Origin of the sequence: Corynebacterium sp. (genome assembly GCF_052107835.1) — a bacterium.
Taxonomy (GTDB): domain Bacteria; phylum Actinomycetota; class Actinomycetes; order Mycobacteriales; family Mycobacteriaceae; genus Corynebacterium.
This window is the reverse complement of the sequence record NZ_JBQEDF010000019.1, coordinates 1-22,310: the sequence shown is the minus strand read 5'-3', so window position 1 is coordinate 22,310 and position 22,310 is coordinate 1. Positions and strand designations below refer to the sequence as shown.

Genomic DNA, 22,310 nt, shown 5'->3' with positions numbered 1-22,310 from the left:
CCATGCGCTCCGGGGACCCCACTGACAGGACCGAGGAAACAGCGGCGTCGGACGCGGTGGCGCGGGCGATCAACGAGGCGCGGGAGGCGGCCCGTGCCGCAGGCCTCGAGGACCGGGAAGACGGGGAGGGGCAGGACGGTTCCGGGGATTCCGCCGGTTCACGCCGCCGGGGCCGCACCGGCACCCGGTTGACGTCCTTCACCTTCCACCTGGACGGACTCGGCTCCGCGGTACGCGCCGGGGAGATTGAGGAGGCGCTCAACGCGCTGCCCGGCGTGCAGGCCAGGGTCGTCTACTCCACAGGTATGGCGTGGGTGACCGCCCCGGAGTCCCTGCAGCCGGATGTCCTGCGCCGGGTGCTGCACGATCTCGGCGTCGATTCCTGGCTGACCTCCGCGTCCCTGCGCCGACGCTCGGAGCGGCTGGAGGCGCCCGGCCGACGCCACATCTCGGAGAACCGTGCCCGCAGACAGGAGCGGTACCGCAGCGGTGAGGACCGCCGTGGCGCCACGTCCGGACGCACCCGCCGGGGCGCGTGGCTGTCCGGCGGACAGGACGGCACCGAGGTGCTGCACACCGCCCGTGAACTGATCACCGGCTCCCGGCTGATCGTCGCCATGCTCCTGGGGCTCCCCGTGGTGGCGCTGCAACTCGTCGGATCGTGGCAGTTCGACTACTGGCAGTGGATCTGCCTGGCGCTCACCGTCCCGGTCGTCACGTGGTGCGCGTGGCCGTTCCACCGGGCGATGCTCGGCGGGCTGCGGCGGGGACTGCCCGCACTCGACGCCGCCTCGTCCGCCGCGATCCTGCTGGCCTTCCTGTACTCGGTGGTGGTGCTCACCGCGGGGCCGCCGGGGGAGCCCGGGTGGCGCGCGGGCAGCATCCTGACCGCCTGGGGCTACCGGGGCGAGGCCCTGTTCCTCGACGTCGCGTGCGGCTGCACAATCCTGCTCCTGCTGGGACGCCTGGCGTCCCGGCGGTCCCGGCTGAGGTCGCTGCTCGCACTCAACCTGGTGTCGCCGGACACCGGGGACGGCGGCAGGGTCACCGTGGTCCGCAAAGGGCGGAACGGCCGTCCGGCGAAGTTCTCCATCGCCCCGGCGGAGATCCGTGTGGGTGATGACGTCCTCGTCCCCGCCGGGGCGGTCATCCCGTCCGACGGTGAGGTCGTCGGCGGACGCGCCGTCCTGGACACCGGGCCCTTCGGTGGCGCGGCGGGGGCGTCCGAACCCTCCGGGATGTCCGGCACACCCGGCCTGGTCGGGGTATCGGTCGGTTCGCGCGTCTACGCGGGGTCCCGGCACATGGGCGACGGTTCAACCTCCTCCGCAACGTCCGTTGAGCCGGTGGGCGACCCGCTGAAGGTGAGGGTCAACCGCACCGGTTCGCGCACCCGCATCGCCGGGGTCCGCCGCTGGATCGCGGCCGCGGAACGCGACGAGAACCGGCTCGACCAGCTGGCCACCCGGACGGCGTCGCTGCTGGTCCCGTGGGCGGTGGTCATCGCCGTCGTCGCCGCGCTGGGATGGCTCGTCATCGGGGACAACGTCGCCGCCGCCGTCGCCACGGCACTGACCGTTCTCGTCGCGGTCGCCCCGGTCGCCCTGGCCGTGTCCACCACCCTGGCACTGCGGATAGGCCTGGCCCGGGCGGCGGCGGGCGGCACCCTGCTGCGCAACGCGGACACCATCCACCGCCTCGCCGCGATCGACGCCATCATCTTCAACCGTGCCGGGACGCTGACCACCGGTCAGATGAACGTCGTCGGCATCACCGTGCCCAAGGGGACGGACGCGGTGAACCCGGAACTCGTCCTGCGCGTCGCCGGGGCACTGAGCCTCGGCAGCGACCACGGGGTCTCCCGGGCGATCGTCCGCGCCGACCGCGAATCACGCGACGCCGGGGCCGGTGGCGAGGACGTGCCGCACTGGATCGAGGCCGGCCCCGTCGAGGTCACCGAGCGGGGCGTATTCACCGCCGCCGTCGACATCCCTGGCGGGGACGGCGCTCTGCGGCAGGTCCAGGCCAGCCTGTGGAGGCCCCGTGACCTCTCGGAACTCTCCGACCCGGCCCTGTCCAACGGTGCGCTCAGCGGCGGGACGCCACTGGTGGTGAGCTGGAAGGGCCAGGCCCGGGGTGTGATCTCGGTGGCCGACACGGTGAAGCGGGACGCCTCGACGGCCATCGACGCACTGGAGGAACTGGGGGTGGAGACGTTCATGATCTCCCGCGACACCTACCCTGTCGCCCGGCGGATGGCGGACTCGATCGGGGTGTCGACGGTGCTGGCCGGGATCGACCCGACCCGCAAGGCCGCGACGGTCCGCAGTGTCCACGCCCACGGGGCGACCGTGGCCATGGTCGGTGACCAGGACGTCCTCGACTGCCTCGAGGTCGCCGACGTCGGCGTCCTGATGGGGGCGGCGGACCGGATCGACCGCGGCGGCGGTGGTTTCACCCAGGCGGCCGGTGATGTGGTCCTGGTCCGCGAGGACATCTCCGCGATCCCCGAGTCGCTGGGGCTGGCGCGCCGGGTGCGTGGCACAGTGAACTGGAACCTGTGGCTGGCCTGGGGCTACAACATCGCCGCACTGGTCCTGGCCGTGGCCGGGGTGCTGAACCCGTTGCTGGGCACCGCACTGATGCTGGCGTCGTCGCTGGTGATCGAGTGGAGGTCGGCCCGCATCAGCCATGACCGTCCCCGGCCCCGTTATGCTGGGGCGGGTAGAGGTGCACGAAAGAACATGCGTAAGAGGAGCGGTGGATGAACGACTGGACGAGCAGCGCGGCAGCGATGGAGTCAGCGGAGAAGGTGACCCCGGGAGGGGTGAACTCGCCGGTGCGGGCGTTCGGGTCCGTCGGGGGGACGGCGCCGTTCATCGCCTCGGCCGCCGGTTCCCGGCTCACCGACATCGACGGCAACGACTACGTTGACCTGGTCTGCTCCTGGGGCCCGATGCTGCACGGCAACGCCCACCCGGTGGTGGTCGACGCGGTGCAGCAGGCGGCGGCGAAGGGACTGTCCTTCGGTGCGCCGACGCTCGCCGAGACCGAGCTGGCCCAGGAGATCATCGACCGCACCAGTGTGGAGAAGGTGCGCCTGGTCAACTCCGGCACCGAGGCGACGATGTCGGCGGTGCGCCTGGCCCGCGGGTACACCGGCCGCGACAGGATCCTGAAGTTCAACGGGTGCTACCACGGCCACGTGGACTCCCTGCTCGTCGCTGCGGGTTCCGGTGTGGCGACGCTGGGACTGCCGGACTCCCCGGGCATCACCGCGTCCGCCGCCGCGGAGACCATCGTGGTGGACTACAACGACCTGGACGCCGTCCGGGAGGCCTTCGCCGCGAACGACGGGCAGATCGCCGCGGTCATCGCTGAAGCCAGCGCGGGCAACATGGGCACCGTCCACCCGGACGGGGGCTTCAACGAAGCGCTGAGGGAGATCGCCCACGACCATGGTGCGCTGCTGATCCTCGACGAGGTCATGACCGGTTTCCGTACCTCGAAGTCCGGCTGGTTCGGCGTGGACGGTGTGGCCGGCGACCTGACCACGTTCGGCAAGGTCGTCTCCGGTGGGATGCCGGCCGCGGCCTTTGGCGGCCGTGCGGAGATCATGGACATGCTCGCCCCGTCCGGCCCCGTCTACCAGGCGGGCACGCTGTCGGGGAACCCGGTGGCCACGGCGTCCGGCCTGGCGTCGCTGCGGTTGGCGGACGAAGCGGCCTACGCCACCCTGGAGGCCAATGCGGACCGGCTGGGTTCACTGGTCAGCGCCGCTTTGTCCCGCGAGGGTGTGGCGCACCATATACAGCGGGCGAGTTCCATGCTGTCCGTCAGGTTCGCCGAGGGCCGGGGCCGCAACTTCGCCGATATGCAGGCCGCGGACACCTTCCGCTACGCCCCGTTCTTCCACGCTCTGCTGGAGGGCGGCGTGTTCCCGCCGCCGAGCGTCTTCGAGACCTGGTTCGTGTCCACCGCACTGACCGACGACGACTTCGCCCGGATCGAGGCGGCGTTGGTCCCGGCGGCGAAGGCTGCTGCGGCCGCCTCGGCCGCCTGACCACCTCAGCGTGGTCGGCTACTCGTCGACGTTGTCCAGGGCGTCCTGGATCATCGGCAGGTAGCGCTCCAGTGACCACGGCACGGTCAGCGGGTTGATCATGGAGGACGCGGTCACGAAGCTGTTGTCCGTCGGGGCGACTTCCGCGCCCTGCTCGATGGCGTCGATGGAGCCGTATACCCGGTCGTCGTGCATGTCCTCGCGGTTCGCCTCATCGGCGTAGAAGGTGAAGATCAGGTCCACGTCGCTGAGCCTGCTGGCCTCCTCCATGCTGAACTGGGCGGAGTCGGTGCCCTCGACCTCGTGCTCCCGCATCTCCTCGACGAAGGGCGCGACCTGGAACCCCAGGTCCCTGACCACCGCGGCGCGCTGCTCGTCCGGCAGGAAGACGCCGAGGTTCTGGTCCGGGCCGCCGTTGTTGTAGATGAAGGCGAAGTCGTGCTCGGCGAACTCCGGGTGGTCCTCGCGCACGGTGGCGAACCGGTCCTCGATGTCCTCGATGAGTTCGGGTCCGCGATCCTCCTGGCCGAGTGCGGTGGCGATGGTGGTGATCTGGTCCTGCCATTCGATCGTCCACGGCTGCTCGGGGTAGGCCACGGTGGGGGCGATGTCGCTGATCTGGTCGTACTGCTGCTGGGTGATGCCCGACCAGGGTGCCAGCACCAGGTCGGGGTCGAGGGCGGCGATCTCCTCGGGGTCGACGTCCTCGCCGCCGGTGATCAGTTCGGGCAGGTCGGGGTCGCCCTCGTAGCCGTCGTCCTCGATGGCCTCGCGCACCCAGGGGAGCTGGCCGGAGTCGTCCGCGCCCCAGTCGTAGCTTTCGGTGCCGACCGGGGTCACCCCCAGGGCGACAGCGGTTTCGGTGGATCCCTGGCCCAGGGTCACGACCCGTTCGGGCTGTTCGGTGATCTCCGCCTCCCCGAGCGCGTGGTCGATCGTCACTGTCTCGAAGTCACCGTCGCCGCCGCTCCCGTCGTCGTCGGAGGAACAGGCGGCCAGGGGCCCGGCAACAAGGCAGGATGCGGCGAGTACCGCCAGGGCGCGCCGCAGTCCGGGGCGGGCGCTTCGGTTGATTTTCATGAGGGAAGGCTACCATCACTGTCAAGGTGTACGGCGTTCACCAGGGTGGGTGACCCGCGTCATACACTTATGACCTCAGCACTGCGGGAGGTAGGGTCTTTACCCATGACAACGATCGTCCACCTCGTCCGTCACGGGGAGGTCCACAACCCCGACCGTATCCTCTACGGTCGGCTCCCGGACTGGCACCTCAGCGTCCGCGGACGGCAGATGGCTGCAGCCGTCGCCCGGGATCTGGCCGACCACGACATCTCCTACCTCGTCTCCTCCCCGCTGGAGCGGGCGAGGGAGACCGTCGCGCCCCTCGCCGGGGAACTCGGCGTGACACCGGGGGTTGACGAGGACCTGCTCGAAGCGGGCAATGACCTGCAGGGGCTGCACATCAAGGGTGCCCGCTCGGCCCTGTGGAACCCGAAGCTCTGGCCGATGCTGAAGAACCCGGCGGAGCCCAGCTGGGGCGAGCCCTACGCGAAGATCCTCGACCGCATGTGGCAGGCCGTTGACCGGGCGCGCCGCGGGGCCCAGGGCGGGGAAGCGGTGTGCGTGACGCACCAGCTGCCGATCGTCTGTGTCCAGCGGGACGTCCAGGGCCTGGCGCTGCACCACAATCCGGCCGCGCGCCGCTGCGAGCTGGCCTCCGTGACCTCGCTCGTATTCGAGGGTGGTACAGAGGGGGAGGACGCCAACCTCGTCGACATGGTCTACTCGGAGCCCGCACAGGAGATCTGAGCAATGGTGAGTGATGTGAAGAAGCAGGTCGGACGCACCGCTACGGCGGTGGTCGCCACGGTCGCGGTGGCACTCGGCCTCGTCTCCTGCAGTGAGGAGAACACCGCAGGCACCGACGCCGTCGCCCAGGGCGGTTCCTTCGAGTTCGTGTCGCCCGGCGGGCAGACCGAGATCACCTACGACGAGGCCGACCGTGAACCCGTCGCCGACATCGAGGGCGACTCCCTGATGGAGCCGGGCACCACCATCTCACTCAGCGACTACGAGGACCAGGTCGTCGTCCTGAACACCTGGGGGCAGTGGTGCGGGCCGTGCCGCAGCGAAACCGATGACCTGCAGCGTGTCCAGGAGCAGATCGAGGACGCCGGGAAGGGTGGCACACTGCTCGGCATCAACGTCCGCGATTCCGTGGCGGACAAGGCCCGCGACTTCAAGACGGACAACAACGTGACCTACCCCTCCATCTACGATCCGCCGTTCATGACGGCGCTGTCGCTGGGCGGCCTGCCGGCGTCGGTCATCCCGACCACCATCGTGCTGGACAAGCAGCACCGTCCGGCGAAGATCTTCCTGCGCGAGATCACCGACGACGACCTGTGGTCCGCCGTGGAACCGCTGCTGGACGAGGACCCGGCTGAGTCATGAGTGATATCGGAGGTGCGTTCGCGGATGCCGCCGCAACCGGCCCGCTGTTCCTCGGCCTGCTCGCCGCCGCCGTGGCGGGACTGGTGTCCTTCGCGTCCCCGTGCGTGATCCCGCTGCTGCCCGGCTACGTCTCCTACCTCGCCGGCGTCGTCGGCGCGGACACCGAGTACAGCAGGGAAGGCGCGGTCGTCACCGCGAAGAGGGCCAGGGTCGGCGGTGCGGCACTGCTGTTCGTCGCCGGTTTCACCGTGGTCTTCGTGCTGGCCACCGCCACGGTGTTCGGCGCCATCCGGGTGCTGACGATCAACCAGGAGACGCTGATGCGCGTCGGCGGCGTGATCACGATCCTGATGGGCATCGTGTTCATGGGGTTCATCCGTCCCCTGCAGAATGACACCCGCATGGCCCCGAAGCGGTGGTCGACCATCGCCGGCGCCCCGTTGCTCGGCGGTGTGTTCGCCCTGGGTTGGACGCCCTGCCTGGGGCCCACCCTCGCCGCGATCATCTCCGTGTCCGCGGGCACCGAGGGTATGACCGCCGTCCGCGGCGTGGTGCTGATTGTTGCCTACTGCCTCGGCCTGGGTCTACCGTTCATCCTGGTTGCCCTCGGATCGGCGAAGGCCCTGCGGGGCGTGGGCTGGCTGCGCAGACACTCCCGGACGATCCAGCTCATCGGCGGCGCCCTGATGATCGTCGTCGGCATCCTGCTGGTCTCCGGCCAGTGGGCGCTGTTCGTCGACTGGGTGCGCCAGTTCCTGGTCTCCGACACGACCCTGCCCATCTGATCCCGACTGATCCCGACTTCGTTCACCGAAAGGTTTCCATGATCCGCTGGCTCCTGCACCTGCCGAAGAAGGCCTGGCAGTGGCTGACCAGGATGCGGACGGCATTGGTCCTCCTCTTCCTCCTGGCACTCGGCGCCGTCCCCGGGGCACTGCTCCCGCAGCGTTCGTTGAACGAGGGCAACGTCAACGAGTTCATCGAGAACAACGGGCGGATCGGCGAAATCTACGACACCCTCGGGCTCTTCGACGTCTTCAGTTCCCCGTGGTTCGCCGCGATCTACGTCCTGCTGTTCCTGTCGCTGATCGGCTGCATCCTGCCGCGCACCTGGGCCCACTACAAGGCCCTGCGCGTCCGGCCGCCGGCAGCACCGCGCAAGCTCAACCGGATGCCGAACTTCGTCGAGGGCACCGTGGACGCGTCCTCCGACGAGGTGGAGAAGCAGGTCGCGCGCCGCTTCCGCAAGTGGAAGGGCGGGGCGACCGAGGCGTCCGACGATAAGGCGGGGAAGTGGTCCTACTCCGCCGAGCGCGGCTACCTGCGTGAGGCATCCAACCTGGTGTTCCACCTGTCGCTGGTGGGGATCCTGGTGACCATCCTGATGGGCCGGCTGCTGTACTACGAAGGGCAGGTCATTGTGGTCGCCGGCACGGATTCGCCGAGTTCGCAGTTCTGCAACACCGCGGTGGCCAACTACGACTCCTTGCGCTCCGGACCGACCTTCGACGGCACCACGCTGACCCCGTTCTGCCTGAACGTGAACAACTTCGAGGCGGAGTACGAACAGTCCGGGCAGGCGACCAGCTTCGCCTCCGACGTCGACTTCGCCGAGGGGCAGGACGCCACGAAGCCGCTCGAGGACTGGGACCACACCCAGCTGCGGGTCAACCACCCGCTGAACGTGGACGGCGACCTGGTCTACCTGCAGGGTCACGGCTACGCGCCGACCTTCTCCGTGAAGTGGCCCAACGGTGAGGAACGCACCGAGACCATTCAGTTCCGCCCCGATGACCTGACGTACTTCCTGTCCTCCGGCGCGGTCAAGATGGATCCGCCCGCCGGCATGTACCCGGACCTCTACGACCGCCGGCAGAACCAGCTGGCGATCCAGGGGCTGTTCGCCCCGACCGCCGAGTTCTCCGGTGAGAACGACGCCCTGCTGCAGTCGTCCTTCCCGGCGATGAACGATCCGGCGGTGGCGATCGACATCTACCGCGGGGACACCGGCCTGGACGCCGGTACCGGCCAGGACATATTCTCCCTGGACTCCCAGCAGATGCACAGTGGTGCGCTGCAGAAGCTCGACCGGGTGAACCTGATGCAGGGCGAGGCCGTCACCCTCGACGACGGCACGGAGATCACGTTCGACGGTGCCGAGGAGTTCGTTAATCTTCAGGTCAGCCGCGATCCCACGACGGGCTGGGTCCTCGGTTTCGCCGTGACGATGCTGATCACCCTGGTCGGTTCACTGACCATCAAGCGCCGTCGGTTCTGGGTGCGCGTCACGGACAACGACAACGGTACGACCACTCTGCAGATCGCCGGGCTGGCCCGGACCGATTCCGCCGGCTGGGGCCGTGAGTTCAACCGGGTGGCCGAGGAACTGCTGCACCTGGAGGACGAGGAGCTCGACGAGGACATCGAGCAGTCCGACGGTGAGTGGGAGGACTGGGAGGACGAGCTCGCCCGCGAGCTCCACCGCGAGGTCGCCAACGGGGAGTTGGCGGAGGATCCGGAGGAGTCGGAGGAGCCGTCCGACGACGGGGCGTCCGACACGTCCGGGGACCCGGATGACTCCGACGGGTCCGGGAGTGACGGAAAGCACTCCTGATCCGGAGTGTGGCGGTGACTTTCACACCTTCTATTTTCCCACGATGTGATACCCGCAGGTCAGAAGGTTAATGATCGGCGGGAAAAATTGCGTCCGGTGTGAAAGTCGCTCGCCGGTCAGGTCCACCGTGCCCGCGACGCCGCTCTTTTTGGTCATGTTCGCAGGTGGGCAGTAACGTGGTGGATCGTTATGGTGCGGTGGTATCCCACTGCCGCCCTACTGCGAATCACGGAGGAATCCACGGATGGACGGCAACGAGGGGCTGGCGACGTTCTCCGACGTCGCTTATGCGACGACGGCCGGAATCTACCTGCTTGCGCTGGTGGTCTCCCTCATCTACTACGGCATGCTGCGTTCGGCGACCGAGGCCAGGCGTGAGCGCGCCAGGATCCTCGGCAGCAACCGGCGGGGCCGGGACGAGGCGGGGAATCCACGGCAGGCGACCCGTGCCACGGTGGCGGCAGGCGCAGGCGCAGGCACGTCGGCAGGCGCGGGATCGGGAACCGGGACCACCGACGCCGTCACGGTCAGCGAGAAGGACGCCGCCGACGGTGGGACCCATGATGTCTCCGGGATCCCGACCGGCTCGATGGCCGAGGAGGAACTGCCGAAGAGTTTCCAGGTCGACGCCATCCGTGCCAGGTTCCGCCGCACCGACCGTTGGGGCGGAATGGCCCAGTCGCTGGTGTGGCTCGGTGTCGCCGTCCACCTGCTCTTCCTGGTGACCCGCGGTTTGTCCGGCGGCCGTTTCCCGTGGGGCAACCTCTTCGAGTACGTCGGGGTGGTGTCCGGGGTCTCCATGGTCATCGCCTGCGTGGTGCTGCGCCGCAAGTCGATGCGTGTGCTGTGGCCGTGGCTGCTGACGCCGATCCTGGTGCTGCTGTTCTACTCGGGAACGGAGCTCTACTCCGAGGTCCAGCCACTCGTCCCGTCCCTGAACTCCTACTGGTTCATCATCCACGTCTCCGTGGTGTCGATCGGCGGCGGCATCGGCCTGGTCTCGGGTATGGCGTCGCTGCTGTACCTGCTGCGCCGTGCCCAGCCGAAGGGGGAGGAGAAGGGCTTCTTCGGGGCGATCGCCACCCCGCTGCCGGATTCCACGAAGCTGGACGCCCTGGCCTACCGTGCGGCGATCTGGACACTGCCGGTCTTCGGGCTGGGCGTGATCTTCGGCGCAACGTGGGCTCACTTCGCCTGGGGCCGGTTCTGGGGCTGGGACCCCAAGGAGACGGTCTCCCTGATCACCTGGCTGCTCTACGCCGCCTACCTGCACGCCCGTGCGACTCCGGGAATGCGCGGAAAGCCGGCGGCGTGGATCAACGTCGTGGCCTTCGCGACGATGGTGTTCAACCTCTTCTTCATCAACATCGTCATCTCGGGCCTGCACTCCTACGCCGGACTGAACTGACATGTCGGACGCGCCGCGCCCCATCAGCCGGCTGCTGGTGACCGGCGGCGCCGGCTTCATCGGTTCGAACTTCGTCCACCGCACCCGTCAGCTGCGTCCTGACGTGCACGTGACGGTGCTGGACGCGATGACCTACGCGGCGAACCCGGCGAACCTGGCCGGGGTGGACGTGGACCTCGTCGAGGGGGACATCGGCGATGCGCCTCTGGTGGACGCGCTCATCGGGGATCTGGCGGAGGGCGACGGGGGAGCGGCGGTCGTGCACTTCGCCGCGGAGAGCCACAACGACAATGCGCTGCGCGACCCGCTGCGCTTCGTGCGCACGAACACCGGGGGCACCGCGGCGCTGGCGGAGGCCTGCACCCGTCACGGTGTCCACCTGCACCATGTCTCGACTGACGAGGTCTTCGGGGATCTGCCGCTGCGGGGGTCGGGGGAGCCCGGGGCGGAGGACCGCTTCACCGTCGAGACGTCCTACGCGCCGTCGTCGGTGTACTCGGCGTCGAAGGCGAGCGCGGACCATCTGGTGCGTGCCTTCGTGCGCAGCCACGGGCTGAGTGCGACGATCTCGAACTGCTCGAACAACTACGGGCCGCGGCAGCACCCGGAGAAGTTCCTGCCCCGTCAGATCACGGGCCTGCTGGACGGGGAGAAACCGCGGCTCTACGGTGCGGGCGAGAACGTGCGCGACTGGATCCACGTCGACGACCACAATGACGCGGTGTGGGCGATCCTGGACCGCGGGGAGTCGGGGCGGACGTACCTGATCGGCGCGGACGGGGAGAGGTCGAACCTGGAGTGCGTGCGTGACCTGCTGGGGATCTTCGGACACGGCGCGGATGACTACGTGCACGTCACCGACCGCCCGGGACATGACCGCCGCTACGCCATCGACCCGTCCTCGATGCACGCGCTGGGGTGGTCGCCGCGGTACACGGACTTCTCCGGGGGACTGGCGGCGACGGTGCAGTGGTACCGGGACAACCGCGACTGGTGGGAGGTGTCCAGGAAGTCTGCCGAGGATGTCTACCGCGAGTCGGAGCGCGTGGTCGAGTAGGGCGGGGAACCGGAGGGGACTCGGGAGGGGGTGATTGGCGGGGGTGGTCGAATCGACATGTGACCTGCGGCACTGTGATGGACATCTCATTTCCTGGAGTGCATGATCCGGAATCGTCCTTCGGCAAAAGTAATTAAGGGTAGGTTATCCGACATGCTCCTCAGTGATGGAGTGACCACTACACCGCTCCCGGTGCCACCCCGGGGAAAGGATCCACCACCATGACCATGTCCCGAGTCGTCACCGTCCCGAAGTCCCGTCGCACCTGGCGCACCATGCTGCTGTCCGGGGCAGCCGTCCCGCGGCTGGCGACGGCGCGTCCCGAAACCTCGTGCTTCGTCGGCGACACCGCCGTGGCCCTTCCGAACCCGCCGTCGGACTTCGACATCACCACGCCGGGCAGTGTGCTGACCACCGGGCAGACTGCCGAGGTGCTCACCCGCCTCCCGCAGGGTCCCACGCTCTACTGGGAGATCACCGCCATGTGTGCCCGGCGTATCGCGCCGGGGGACATCGGTCTCGGCCGCGATGACCGTGATGACCTGGGGGCCGGGATCAACCCGGCTGCCGGGGAGGTCGGACATTACGTCCTGACCCCCTACGAGATCGAGTTCCTCGGTGCCGGTGACGACGGTAACCCGGTTGTCCAGTCCGCTGTGGCTGTCCCCGTGCTGACGGCGAGCGATGCCACGGGACGTGCGGTGAATCCGTTGATCTTCTCGGCCGAGGAGCACTGCGGGATTCCGGCCGCCGATGCGGTGCCTTCCACGGTGGAGGAGCTCGCAGAGGGGAGGACGTACCGCGGTGCGGTCCTGAGTTACGTGCGGGCGGACAGTGCCGGCGGGTCGGACGGGCAACCTGTCGGTGTCCGGTTCATCTACCAGGCCGAGGGGGCGGAGCTGGAGCCGCTGCACGGGGGGCGGGTCATCTGGCGCTGAGGGTCCGCCGGAAAATTTAATGCCGTTCACTGCGCAAAACAGTTATCGGGACTACTTAGGTTGCGATAGGGTTGCGGAATGACTGATTTCAAGAAATGGCGCCTCGCTCTTATTGCCGGTCTCGCCGTACCCGCCCTTGCCCTGTCCGCCTGCAGCTCGGATGATTCCGACAGCGACGCCGACTCAGACTCCTCAGCCGACGCCGGAGGTTCTGAGGACTCTGAGGGTTCGGGTGACTCGGACGATTCCGATGACTCCGGCGACTCCGCCGACGTCGAGCTCGAGGGTGCGCCCGACGGATTCGAGCTCACCGATCCAGGCAGCAAGCTGAGCCTCGGTGACGACGCCTTCGTGGTCACCCAGGGGTACGCGGAGGAGGGGCAGACAGGTGCCCTCCAGTTCTGGAAGGTCACCGCGCAGGACTCCACGGACGTTCCCGTCGAGGAGGTCGAGCTCAGCAGTGAGGCGGACGAGGTCGAGAACTTCGTCTGCATGAACTACGACATCGAGTTCCTGGGTGCCCAGGAGTCCGACGACCCGGAGGCCAGCACCTCCATCGAGGACCCCGACCTGGGTGCCGTCGACGACGACGGCAACGGCGCGAACACCGTCATCATGTCGGACTCCTCGGACTGCGGGATCCACGCGTCCGATGAAATGCCGTACGACCTGGACGAGCTGCAGGAGGGCAAGGTCTACAAGGCCGCCGCGCTGAGCTACGTCACCAATGACGGCAGCGGCGTCGACCCGACCGGTATGGACTTCGAGTTCGACGTTGACGCCCCGGGCCTCGAGAACGCCGATGCCATCTACTGGAACTAGACGACCGCAACGGGGCGACTACGCCAGGAAGGCCGGACGGGCCTTCTTCAGCAGCGCGAGCCCCTTGCGCAGCTGACGGGGGCCCGTCTGCGCGTCGATCTCCGGGTTCTCCGTGAAGGCCGCGTCGGAGCGTACCTCCGGGGCGTTCGAGGCGTCCGCCCGCAGCATGTGGTTCGGCAGCGACAGCTTCAGCAGCGTGCGCTGGACCTGCAGGAGCTGCTTCGGGAAACTGTCCGTGTTGTACGGCAGTCCGTACTCCGCCGCGATCTTCTCCACCTCCGCGCTGATCTCCTTGAGGTGGTTCGACGGCATGTCCGGGAACAGGTGGTGCTCGATCTGGTGGTTCAGGTTGCCGGACAGGATCGACAGCACCGTCCCTCCCCGGAAGTTCGCCGAGCCGAGCATCTGGCGCAGGTACCATTCGTCCCGGCTCTCCTCGTCGAGGGTGCGGCGGGTGAAGGTCTCGACGTCGTCGGGGAAGTGGCCGCAGAAGATCACGGCGTAGGCCCAGACGTTCCGGGCGATGTTGCCGATCACCGCGGTCTTCACCGCTGACGTCGCCCGGCGCTTCGCCCCGGCCGCGCGACTGACCCTGCGGCCGCCCTCCCTGCCGGGCAGCAGATAGCCGGCGGCGGCGGCGACGGCGGGGAACAGGACGTAATCCTTGCCGAACTGGCGTCCGACCTTCTTCACGGTGTCGAGGAGCCGCGGCTTGGTCTCCTCCCACGACTGCTTGCCCACGAAGTAGCGTCCCAGGTCCACGTCGTAGAATCCGACGGCGACCTCGAAGAGACTGGCCAGGACGATGTTGATCAGCGGCTGGAACGCCGCCATCGGCGTCCACTTGCGGTCACGGGTCACCCGCAGCACGCCGTAGCCGATGTCGTTGTCCATGCCGATGATGTTCGTGTAGGTGTGGTGCACCACGTTGTGCGAGTGCTTCCACCCCGAGGACGGACCGGTGTTGTCCCACTCCCACGTGGACGAGTGGATCTCCGGGTCGTTCATCCAGTCCCACTGGCCGTGCATCACGTTGTGGCCGATCTCGAGGTTCTCGAGGATCTTCGCCATCCCCAGCATCGCGCCGGCCGGGATGGCCACTGTGGAGGACGAGGCGGTCGCGATGCGGGCGATCAGGTCAAGGGTGCGCTGGGCGCGGATCAGGCTCTTGATGTAGTCGGCGTCGGTCTCCCCGAGCCTGTCGCGGTGCTCCTTCTCGATCGCGGCGAGGCGGGAGCCGATATCGCGGATGTCGTCGTCGGAGAGGTGGGCGTAGACGTTGATGTCCTGAATGGCCATGATCGGTCTCCTTGTCTGGTGGTTCGGGGTCAGCTGTTGGCGATGTGCAGGCGTCCGGAGGGCACGCAGGAGCACGTCCTGATCTGTTCCCCGGGACCGTAGGACGCGCCGTCGCGCAGGTCCACGGCCATGCCGTCGGTGATGGGTGTGACGCAGGTCCGGCAGATCCCCATGCGGCAGCCGTGGACCAGGTTGACACCGCAGCTCTCGGCCGCCTCCAGGATTGTGGTGGTTCCCGACGAGGTGACCGTCATCCCGGTCTCCCCGAACTCGATCTCCCCACCGAGGTCGGCTTCGTCGATGTGGCCGGGGCCGCCGTCGCCGCCCTGGGTGTGGAACTGTTCCGTCCTGGTGTCCGGGATGGCTTCGGTGAGGGCGTCCAGCAGAGGCGCGGGGCCGCAGGCGAAACTGGTGCGGCGCTCCCAGTCCGGGACGGCGCCCTTGACGTCCTCCGGGGTCAGGCGGCCGCGCTCCGTGGAGTCCCACGGCAAGAGGTGGTAGGTCGGCTCACTGCGGGCGAGATCGGTGAGTTCGGCGGCGAAGGGTGCCGACGGCCCGGGGCCCCGCTCACTGTGGACGTGCGCGATGTCGGGCATGGTGCCGTCGGAGTGTTCCTGACGCAGCCACCGCAGCATCGACATCACCGGGGTGATGCCCGCGCCGGCGGTCACGAACAGTAGGCGGCCAGGCAGCGGGGACGGCAGGTGGAAGTCACCGCCGGGGGCTGACAGGCGGATGACCTGGCCGGCGGTCGCGCGGTCGGTGAGGTGGTTGGACACCGTGCCGCCGGGGACCGGCTTGATGCTGACCGTCAGGGTGCGGGAGCGGCCCTCGCGACGGCTGCCCCGGTGGCTGACGGGCGCGTTGGTCAGCGAATAGCACCGCCAGCGCCAGCGCCCGTCGATCTGCAGTCCGAGTCCGATGAACTGGCCGGCGTGGAAGTTCCCGGACATCCCTGGGCCGGGGACGATGGTGAGTGTCGTGAACGAGCCGTCGCGAGTCACCGACATGATGCGCCCCCGGACCTCCCGTCCCCGCAGGGGGTCGAAGAGGCCGGCGTAGTCGGTGGGAGTCAGGGGGGTGGTGAAACCCCTCAGCAGCTGTCCCAGGCGTACTCTCGTCATCCACGACACGTTACGCTCCGAAACATGTATGTTTCAAGACAATAACGGCGCTGACGGGAGTTTCACAGCATAACTGCAGCTGCCGCGTCCTGCCGGTGCCCACGGTGCCGGGGACGATAAGGTGGTGGCCATGGCTGACATCACCGACCTCGCGATCCCCGGTGCCTGGGTCCACACGCCGACAATCTTCCCCGACGACCGCGGGACCTTCCGCGAGTGGTTCCGGGCGGACACCGTCGCCGAGAAAACCGGCTACCCGCTGGACATCCCGCAGGCGAACCTCTCGACCTCGCGGGAGGGGGTCATCCGTGGTGTCCACTTCGCCGATGTTCCTCCGGGCCAGGCCAAGTACGTCACCTGCATGGCGGGGCGCATCCAGGACGTCCTGGTCGACCTGCGCCGCGGCTCACCGACCTACCTGCAGCACGTGGTCGTCGAACTGTCCGCGGAGAACGGGAAGGGACTGTTCATCCCGGTGGGTGTGGGGCACTGCCCCGCCTTCCCCGTCGGGTCGGGCGACGGTGCGCTGACCTACCTCGTCTCCGAGGGCTACAACCCGGGCGCAGAGCACGGGGTCAACCCCCTCGACCCCGCACTGGGCATCGACTGGGAGGCCCTCGGCATCCCGTCCGACCGGGTCGTTCTGTCCGACAAGGACCGGGACGCCCCGACCGTCGCCGAGGTCGAGGCCGGGTCAACGGGCTTCGTCCTGCCGTCCTACAACGACTGCCGCGGCTGGGAGAAGGAGCTGCGCGTGGCATGGGAGCAGGCGAACGCCGACGCCGAGAACTGGGAGGGCGAGTGATGCGCGGCATCATCCTCGCCGGCGGAACCGGGTCGCGCCTGTGGCCGATCACCATCGGCGTCTCCAAACAGCTCGTGCCGGTCTACGACAAGCCGATGATCTACTACCCGCTGACCACCCTGATGCTCGCCGGGGTGCGCGAGGTCCTGGTTATCACGACACCCGGGGACAACCAGCAGTTCCGGCGGCTCCTCGGTGACGGTTCCCAGTTCGGCGTGTCCATCGAGTATGCCGTGCAGGACGCACCGAACGGCCTGGCCGAGGCCTTCATCCTCGGTGCCGACTTCATCGGGGATGAGCCGGTCGCCCTGGTTCTCGGCGACAACATCTTCTACGGCGCGGGCCTGGGGTCCCAGCTGCGCCGCTTCCACGGGGTCGAGGGCGGGGCCATCTTCGCCTACTGGGTCGCGGACCCGTCGGCCTACGGTGTCGTCGACTTCGACGGGGACGGCAGGGCGACATCGCTCGAGGAGAAACCCGTCCTGCCCGCCTCGAACTTCGCCGTGCCCGGGCTGTACTTCTACTCCCCGGATGTGGTGGACGTCGCCCGCTCGCTCACCCCGTCCGAACGCGGTGAACTGGAGATCACCGACGTCAACCGGCACTACCTGGAGCGCGGGGACCTGCAGGTCGATATCCTGCCGCGCGGGACGGCCTGGCTGGACACCGGTACCGTGGACAACCTCATGGCCGCCGGGGATTTCGTGCGCACCATCGAGGAGCGCCAGGGACTGAAGATCGGCTGCCCGGAGGAGGTCGCCTGGCGGATGGGGTACCTCTCCGACAAGGACCTGGCCGACCGAGCCGATGCGCTGGGCAAGGCAGCCTACGCCGACTACCTGAGGTTGCTGCTGCGACGTGGCCGCGACAGGTGAGCCGGAGGGCACGGACGATCTGCTGTCCCGGGTCCGCCGGGAGTGGCCGGAGCTGACCTGGACCGGCGTGGACGTGCCGGAGCAGGGCATGGACCATGAGGTCGTTGTCCTGCGCGGTGTGGACGCCCACGACGGCGGTGACGACAGTGCTGACCTCGTGGTCCGTGCCCCGCGCACCCCGGCCTACCGGGACCAGGCACCGGTGGAGGCTGCTGTCCTGAATCTGCTTGCGTCAGGACCGGTTACGGTCCGCCTCCCTGAACCTGTGTTGACCAGTGGCGACGGAACCCTGACCGCGCAACGCTTCATCACCGGGGAACCGCTGACCGCGGATCTGTGGCGGGGCCTTTCCGCGGAGTCCCGCGACAGTGTGACGGGTCAGCTCGCCGGACTGATGAGTCTGCTGCACGGGGCAGACGTGGCGTCCTCCCCGCTGAGGGATGTCGAACCGTGGTGGACGCCGGCGGGTGTCCTGAACACGGAGTCTCCCCGGGCATTGCCGGCGAAGGCTGCCCTGGTGCGCAGGCGCGCCGGGAATGTGCTGGCACCTGTGCTGTCGACGGAGGACATGGTTGTCGTCAACGAAATCCTGGACAGCCTCAATGACCTGCTTGTCTCCCCGGCTCCGCAGCGGCTCATACACTCCGACCTCTACGATTCCCACCTGCTGTGGGACGGTGCCGCACAGTCGCTGGGTGTCATCGACTTCTCGGACATGAACCTGGGCGACCCGGCGGTGGATTACGCGCACCTGTTCGGGGTGGACCCTTCGTTGCCGGGGCGGGTGGCGACGCTGGCAGGGGACACAGCGGACACAGGGAACGCTGTTGACTCCCTGCTGCAGCGGGCATGGACCTATGCCCGGTGGGATGCCGTGTTCGTGTTGATCGACCACTACCGTACCGGCCATACAGCTGCTGACCTGGCGTGGGAGCTGTTCGCTCAGGCGAAGGAGAGCAGCGCGCCGCCGTTGTAGGGGGCCACCACGGTGGCGGGGATCTGCCAGTCCACGGACGGGTCCAGTGCGCGGACCACCTCGTACAGTGCATGGGGGTCGTAGGGGAGGGCGAAGTGGTCGGCGGCATCGAAGCGGTAGCGGTCCTGCAGCCGGATGTTGGTCACATTGTCTGCCCCGGGGAGGTACAGCGAGGAGTGCGGCAGCACCGCCTCATCGAAGCGACTGCCGATCATCGTGTAGTGGACCTCATCGCTGGTCACCCCGGTTGCCTGCAGTCGCTGCTGGAAGACGCCGCCGGTCACGAGGTCATCGATGGCGGGGACGGATCCTCCGGTCAGCGTCTCCAGAATCCGCCTGGCGCCCGGTTGTATCCCCGCATTCGGGACGCCGAGGCCGACGAGTTCACGGACAGTTCCGGCACCGCCCCCGTGTCGGATGAAGTCGTGGGCGACCACCCCACCCTGGGAGTGCCCCACGATGTCCACGGCCTCTGACCCGGTCAGCGTCCTGACCTCGTCCACCCGGTCGGCAAGCTCTGCGGCGCTGTCGGCAATCGGGCCCAGGCCACCGGCGAGATCCTTGTCCGGGAGCCGGCCCACATTGACGGTGAACACGGAGAAACCCGCGTTGCGCAGCAGCGGTGCCAGCGAATGCCACGCCGAGACCGCGTTGTCGAGCGTGCCGTGCACCAGAATGACCGGGACGGGGTGCTCGGTACTCCCTGCGTCCTGCACGAGGTTCGCCCCCGACGGATCGGCGTCCCTGTCCGCCAGCCCGGCACGCTGCGAGGCGATCTTGCTGAGCGGCACGTCCAACGGGCCGTGAAACGCGTCCGGCAGGGCGCGTCGACCGAAGACCGGGCGGAACGGGAAACGTGTCACCGGTGCCACCTCTCGGTGTGGTTGAGGTGGGTCGGCAGGTAGGCGCCGGGCTGGAACAGGGTGTCGTAGAAGTCCAGGTCGATGTGCTGGGCCTGCAGGTAGTTCATGATCTGCACGGTCTGCACCGTGCCCGGGATCTTGCCGAACTGGTCGTCGATGTAGGCCACCGACTCCTTCAGGTGGGCGATGAACTCCGGGGTGTACGGCGCGGACGCACTGCGCACCGCACGGCTGTCCTTCCACGGCCCCGGGGTGTCCGGGTGCTGCGGCCCGCCAGGGGAGACCTTCAGTCTGATGTAGCGGTCGACCGCCTCCCCGGCATCGGCGACATGCGGGCGGGACAGGGTCTCCCACACCCCGGGCAGTCCGGTGGGGTTCGGCAGCGGCCAGCGGTCGTCCTCCTGGACATGGAAGCCCAGTCCCGGGACGTCCGGTGCCTCCGCTCCGAGCACGGAGTTGCGGTCGATGCCGTCGAAGGACCAGCCACCCAACCCCAGGGCACCGAGGACGAGGTGCCCCGCGTAGGTGGAGGTCATCAGCTCCGCACTGGCCTCGGCCAGCGTGTACTGCTCCACGAAGGACAGGGGGAACGGGTCCCCGCTGTGGCGCAGGTTGGGATCATGCGCGTTGGGCAGCGGACGGTCGTTGATGTCGTCGTAGATGCCGTAGCCGTTCTGCTGGAAGAAGGCGATGTTGGCGATCAGGTGGTGGGCCAGGTCCGCGACCGGGATGACCAGCAGGGAGCCTGGATGGTTGGCGATCCAGGTGTTGTGCCCCTCCAGGTACGGTTCCTGGCGGGGCAGGTTCAGCCGCTCATCGGAGATCCTCCGGAACCTGTCGACGGTGTTGTTGAGCCAGGGGAGTATATCGTCCGGGGTGGGGGTGGAGCCGTTGGTTCCGTCGGGGAAGCGGGACGGTGTCTCCGTCGGCGGGGTGTCCTCCCGGGTGGGCAGGAAGTAGGTGCCGGAGTCGTCGGTGAAGAAGAACTCGGTGGTGTGGAAGCCCGCGGCCGACGGGAAGGTACGGCCTCCCGGGACGCCGGGGTAGTTCGGGAAATGTGGTGCGTAGCCGGGGTGGTGGGTGATGCCGTGGTGCAGGCCGGTGTTGCCCGTGACGAAGGACAGGACCAGTGCGCGTTCAACCTCGCTCAGTGGGGTCGCAGGGTGGTCACTGCGGTAGGAGAGCGGGCCGTCCGGGATCTCGCCGCCCAGCGGGAAGCGGCGTGAACGGCGCCCCTGGATCGCTGCGGCGAGGGGGTAGGACAGGAACTCGGCGATGGCTTCTGCGTCGTGGTCGGTGATGGTGAGTGGCATGGCGCCATGCTAACCACGGGCCCACGGACGCTGCGCAGGTTCGGACTACGGCGAAATCACGCGCCGGACGCGCCGCCCTCGTCCTTGCGCTTCTCCTGACCGCCCTTCCCCGTGCTGCCGCGGTTGTCCCCCCGGGTCTCGCCCTCGTCCTTGGCCTGGGGCTGGGTCTCCTGCGTGGAGTCGCCTTCCTTGGCGTCACCGGCGTTGTCCGACTTCTTCTCGCCACGCCGCGCCCGCTCGACGGCCTCCTGTTCCAGACGTTCAGCCTCGCGCTGCTGCTTGAAGCGTTCCTTCTTCAGGTTCCACAGGAAGTCCGGGTCATCGTCGGGGCCCTTGCTCTCGACCTGCTGCTTCTTCTGGCGTCCCAACTGCGGGAACTGCCCCTTCTCGGACACCTCGCGGTCGTTGTTCCAGGTCTTCGGTCCGAACGCCTTCCACAGCACAATGATCGTGACGATCACGAGCAGAAGGATCGCTATACGTCCCATGGTTGCTGCCCTCCGGTTGGCGTAGTGGACGCGGCCGAGTGAACGGCTCTCATACACCATGCTAACCGCACGTGGCCGCCACGTCGAAGTTAGGACGTGAATGGCGTTAAAACACCGGTGGAACCGACGGTGGATTGGGGGTGACCGTCGGCCGGTCGTAAGGTGGTGGGCGTGAACGACACGAACAACGGCACCGGCGGCAGCGAGGATGCAGGCGCGGACGTCAACCCCGGCAAGCTCAGCGGCAAGGCATGGCGCGACATCGCCCTCTACGGGCTCGCGCGCGTCCTGGTGTTCCTGGTGCTGACCGTGGTGATCCAGTCCATTGCGATCCTCATGGGCATGGGGCAGTCCTTCCCCCTGCTGATGAGTGCCCTGCTGGCGCTGATCATCGCCTTCCCGCTGTCGATGTTCATGTTCAGCAAACTGCGCCTGCGCGTCAACGAGCAGATCGCCGTGCGGGACGCCGGACGCCGCGCACACAAGGAACAGATGCGCGCCCAGCTCGAGGACCGGCTGGACTAGCCGGCGTCCAGGGCCCGGTGCCAGGCCGGTCTTCCGGATCCACTGTCGGAACCCAGGTGTGGGGGGGGGGGGGGGGGGTTGTTGGGGGGGGCCCCCCCCCCAAGCCCCCCCCCCCCACGAAAACCCCCCCGAAAGGCCCCTCCCCGTCCCGCCAAACACCCACTATCACCCCGGGAGGCTGCATGCGCTCCTGCAGAACTGCCAGCATGCGAGATCAGCTGTGCAGCCGGTCCTGGGAGGCCCAGGCCCGCCTTGTAACTGACAAATAGGTGACTAAAAGGCGGGTGACGACTTGTTGTGCTCCGCGAGTAGGGTGCCGATGGCCACGAACCCCTGGCCCTGGGGTTCATCCGCTGGATATCTCCATATGTTCCAGGTGTCTCAGGCCTCAACGGCCGTCGCGATTGCCGAAGCGAGTGCACCCATGGGCCCGCACCAGCGCGGCACCGGCCGCCACCGCATCTGGGCTTGTTGTCGGGGGGGCCGGTGTGATGAGAGCGGTGTTAGGCACTGGTAACCCGGGCTCCGTGGGGGTTATCCCCCGGCTTTCCGGGGCGCCGATGCTGGTCATCGAGCCCTCCCGGTCCAGTCTTGTACCCCGTCGCCCGGGGCACAGAGAGTTTTTCCGGTCACGGCATCGTGGCCTCTCGCCCGATGGCCCCTTCGGACCTTGCGGTCTGCTCCCG

Annotated in this window: 19 protein-coding genes and 1 pseudogene; 14 read left to right on the top strand and 6 right to left on the bottom strand. The window is 68.2% G+C overall.

All coding sequences use genetic code 11. From position 1 onward, the window contains the following. Positions 1–2 precede the first annotated feature (2 nt). Positions 3–2,768 carry a heavy metal translocating P-type ATPase gene (locus ACTIL2_RS06785; protein ID WP_442336694.1) on the top strand — a complete coding sequence of 922 codons (2,766 nt, stop codon included), beginning with the start codon at positions 3–5 and terminating at the stop codon, positions 2,766–2,768. Next, positions 2,713–4,063: pseudogene (gene hemL, locus ACTIL2_RS06780) on the top strand (glutamate-1-semialdehyde 2,1-aminomutase). The gene ACTIL2_RS06785 and the pseudogene hemL overlap by 56 nt, the downstream one beginning before the upstream one ends. A gap of 18 nt (positions 4,064–4,081) precedes the next feature. On the opposite strand, the gene ACTIL2_RS06775 reads toward hemL, so the two are convergent. Beyond that, positions 4,082–5,143: an iron-siderophore ABC transporter substrate-binding protein gene (locus ACTIL2_RS06775; protein WP_442336693.1), complete on the bottom strand. Its 1,062-nt coding sequence runs from the start codon at positions 5,141–5,143 to the stop codon at positions 4,082–4,084. Positions 5,144–5,248: 105 nt separating this feature from the next. On the opposite strand from ACTIL2_RS06775, the gene ACTIL2_RS06770 reads away from it, so the two are divergent. From ACTIL2_RS06770 to ACTIL2_RS06735, 8 genes are all read left to right on the top strand, one after another. Next, a complete protein-coding gene (locus tag ACTIL2_RS06770; protein WP_442336692.1) occupies positions 5,249–5,872 on the top strand; it encodes a histidine phosphatase family protein in 624 nt (207 codons plus the stop codon). Between the two features lie 3 nt (positions 5,873–5,875). After that, complete coding sequence (locus ACTIL2_RS06765) at positions 5,876–6,517, top strand: TlpA family protein disulfide reductase (RefSeq protein WP_442336691.1); 642 nt, start codon at positions 5,876–5,878, stop codon at positions 6,515–6,517. Next, positions 6,514–7,302 (top strand): cytochrome c biogenesis CcdA family protein, encoded by a 789-nt coding sequence (locus ACTIL2_RS06760; protein ID WP_442336690.1) that lies wholly within the window; start codon positions 6,514–6,516, stop codon positions 7,300–7,302. The genes ACTIL2_RS06765 and ACTIL2_RS06760 overlap by 4 nt, the downstream gene beginning before the upstream one ends. Positions 7,303–7,340: 38 nt before the next feature. Then, on the top strand, positions 7,341–9,131 hold the full coding sequence (locus ACTIL2_RS06755; RefSeq protein ID WP_442336689.1) for a cytochrome c biogenesis protein ResB: 1,791 nt from the start codon (positions 7,341–7,343) through the stop codon (positions 9,129–9,131). Between the two features lie 244 nt (positions 9,132–9,375). Next, the gene (gene ccsB, locus ACTIL2_RS06750) at positions 9,376–10,539 is read left to right on the top strand and encodes a c-type cytochrome biogenesis protein CcsB (RefSeq protein ID WP_442336688.1); all 1,164 of its coding nucleotides are present in this window, start codon (positions 9,376–9,378) and stop codon (positions 10,537–10,539) included. Position 10,540: 1 nt separating this feature from the next. Then, positions 10,541–11,596: a dTDP-glucose 4,6-dehydratase gene (gene rfbB, locus ACTIL2_RS06745; RefSeq protein WP_442336687.1), complete on the top strand. Its 1,056-nt coding sequence runs from the start codon at positions 10,541–10,543 to the stop codon at positions 11,594–11,596. Positions 11,597–11,817: 221 nt separating this feature from the next. Beyond that, the gene (locus ACTIL2_RS06740; protein WP_442336686.1) at positions 11,818–12,534 is read left to right on the top strand and encodes a hypothetical protein; all 717 of its coding nucleotides are present in this window, start codon (positions 11,818–11,820) and stop codon (positions 12,532–12,534) included. Between the two features lie 78 nt (positions 12,535–12,612). Next, a complete protein-coding gene (locus ACTIL2_RS06735; protein ID WP_442336685.1) occupies positions 12,613–13,356 on the top strand; it encodes a hypothetical protein in 744 nt (247 codons plus the stop codon). An 18-nt stretch (positions 13,357–13,374) separates the two neighbouring features. On the opposite strand, the gene ACTIL2_RS06730 is transcribed toward ACTIL2_RS06735, so the two are convergent. Together ACTIL2_RS06730 and ACTIL2_RS06725 are read right to left on the bottom strand one after the other, a co-directional pair. After that, positions 13,375–14,655: a fatty acid desaturase family protein gene (locus ACTIL2_RS06730; protein ID WP_442336684.1), complete on the bottom strand. Its 1,281-nt coding sequence runs from the start codon at positions 14,653–14,655 to the stop codon at positions 13,375–13,377. A gap of 29 nt (positions 14,656–14,684) precedes the next feature. Next, positions 14,685–15,779, bottom strand: a complete 1,095-nt coding sequence (locus tag ACTIL2_RS06725; RefSeq protein ID WP_442336683.1) for a flavin reductase family protein — start codon at positions 15,777–15,779, stop codon at positions 14,685–14,687. Positions 15,780–15,909: 130 nt separating this feature from the next. Here ACTIL2_RS06725 and ACTIL2_RS06720 point away from each other — a divergent pair, with 130 nt between their 5' ends. From ACTIL2_RS06720 to ACTIL2_RS06710, 3 genes are read left to right on the top strand one after another with little or no spacing between them, the layout of a single operon-like run. After that, complete coding sequence (locus tag ACTIL2_RS06720; protein ID WP_442336682.1) at positions 15,910–16,584, top strand: dTDP-4-dehydrorhamnose 3,5-epimerase family protein; 675 nt, start codon at positions 15,910–15,912, stop codon at positions 16,582–16,584. Then, the gene (gene rfbA / locus ACTIL2_RS06715) at positions 16,584–17,459 is read left to right on the top strand and encodes a glucose-1-phosphate thymidylyltransferase RfbA (protein ID WP_442336681.1); all 876 of its coding nucleotides are present in this window, start codon (positions 16,584–16,586) and stop codon (positions 17,457–17,459) included. Before ACTIL2_RS06720 ends, rfbA begins: the two co-directional genes overlap by 1 nt. Next, positions 17,443–18,435 carry an aminoglycoside phosphotransferase family protein gene (locus ACTIL2_RS06710; RefSeq protein ID WP_442336680.1) on the top strand — a complete coding sequence of 331 codons (993 nt, stop codon included), beginning with the start codon at positions 17,443–17,445 and terminating at the stop codon, positions 18,433–18,435. Before rfbA ends, ACTIL2_RS06710 begins: the two co-directional genes overlap by 17 nt. Here the strand turns inward: ACTIL2_RS06710 and ACTIL2_RS06705 are convergent. The 3 genes from ACTIL2_RS06705 to ACTIL2_RS06695 are packed head-to-tail and all read right to left on the bottom strand — an operon-like array spanning position 18,402 to position 21,159. Then, positions 18,402–19,298: an esterase/lipase family protein gene (locus ACTIL2_RS06705; RefSeq protein WP_442336679.1), complete on the bottom strand. Its 897-nt coding sequence runs from the start codon at positions 19,296–19,298 to the stop codon at positions 18,402–18,404. The two genes, ACTIL2_RS06710 and ACTIL2_RS06705, sit on opposite strands and share 34 nt — an antisense overlap. Further along, a complete protein-coding gene (locus tag ACTIL2_RS06700; protein WP_442336678.1) occupies positions 19,295–20,611 on the bottom strand; it encodes a hypothetical protein in 1,317 nt (438 codons plus the stop codon). Before ACTIL2_RS06700 ends, ACTIL2_RS06705 begins: the two co-directional genes overlap by 4 nt. Before the next feature lie 56 nt (positions 20,612–20,667). Next, positions 20,668–21,159 carry a hypothetical protein gene (locus tag ACTIL2_RS06695; RefSeq protein WP_442336677.1) on the bottom strand — a complete coding sequence of 164 codons (492 nt, stop codon included), beginning with the start codon at positions 21,157–21,159 and terminating at the stop codon, positions 20,668–20,670. 111 nt (positions 21,160–21,270) lie between these two features. On the opposite strand from ACTIL2_RS06695, the gene ACTIL2_RS06690 reads away from it, so the two are divergent. After that, a complete protein-coding gene (locus ACTIL2_RS06690) occupies positions 21,271–21,624 on the top strand; it encodes a DUF4229 domain-containing protein (RefSeq protein ID WP_442336676.1) in 354 nt (117 codons plus the stop codon). The last annotated feature ends 686 nt before the right edge of the window (positions 21,625–22,310 follow it).

Bases quoted from the DNA above. Each gene is read 5' to 3' on its own strand.
- ACTIL2_RS06730 (WP_442336684.1), bottom strand. From the start codon at position 14,655: ATGGCCATTCAGGACATCAACGTCTACGCCCACCTCTCCGACGACGAC.
- ACTIL2_RS06785 (WP_442336694.1), top strand. From the start codon at position 3: ATGCGCTCCGGGGACCCCACTGACAGGACCGAGGAAACAGCGGCGTCG.
- rfbB (WP_442336687.1), top strand. From the start codon at position 10,541: ATGTCGGACGCGCCGCGCCCCATCAGCCGGCTGCTGGTGACCGGCGGC.
- ACTIL2_RS06735 (WP_442336685.1), top strand. From the start codon at position 12,613: ATGACTGATTTCAAGAAATGGCGCCTCGCTCTTATTGCCGGTCTCGCC.
- rfbA (WP_442336681.1), top strand. From the start codon at position 16,584: ATGCGCGGCATCATCCTCGCCGGCGGAACCGGGTCGCGCCTGTGGCCG.
- ACTIL2_RS06755 (WP_442336689.1), top strand. From the start codon at position 7,341: ATGATCCGCTGGCTCCTGCACCTGCCGAAGAAGGCCTGGCAGTGGCTG.
- ACTIL2_RS06760 (WP_442336690.1), top strand. From the start codon at position 6,514: ATGAGTGATATCGGAGGTGCGTTCGCGGATGCCGCCGCAACCGGCCCG.
- ccsB (WP_442336688.1), top strand. From the start codon at position 9,376: ATGGACGGCAACGAGGGGCTGGCGACGTTCTCCGACGTCGCTTATGCG.
- ACTIL2_RS06700 (WP_442336678.1), bottom strand. From the start codon at position 20,611: ATGCCACTCACCATCACCGACCACGACGCAGAAGCCATCGCCGAGTTC.
- ACTIL2_RS06720 (WP_442336682.1), top strand. From the start codon at position 15,910: ATGGCTGACATCACCGACCTCGCGATCCCCGGTGCCTGGGTCCACACG.
- ACTIL2_RS06765 (WP_442336691.1), top strand. From the start codon at position 5,876: ATGGTGAGTGATGTGAAGAAGCAGGTCGGACGCACCGCTACGGCGGTG.
- ACTIL2_RS06740 (WP_442336686.1), top strand. From the start codon at position 11,818: ATGACCATGTCCCGAGTCGTCACCGTCCCGAAGTCCCGTCGCACCTGG.
- ACTIL2_RS06775 (WP_442336693.1), bottom strand. From the start codon at position 5,143: ATGAAAATCAACCGAAGCGCCCGCCCCGGACTGCGGCGCGCCCTGGCG.
- ACTIL2_RS06695 (WP_442336677.1), bottom strand. From the start codon at position 21,159: ATGGTGTATGAGAGCCGTTCACTCGGCCGCGTCCACTACGCCAACCGG.
- ACTIL2_RS06725 (WP_442336683.1), bottom strand. From the start codon at position 15,779: ATGACGAGAGTACGCCTGGGACAGCTGCTGAGGGGTTTCACCACCCCC.
- ACTIL2_RS06770 (WP_442336692.1), top strand. From the start codon at position 5,249: ATGACAACGATCGTCCACCTCGTCCGTCACGGGGAGGTCCACAACCCC.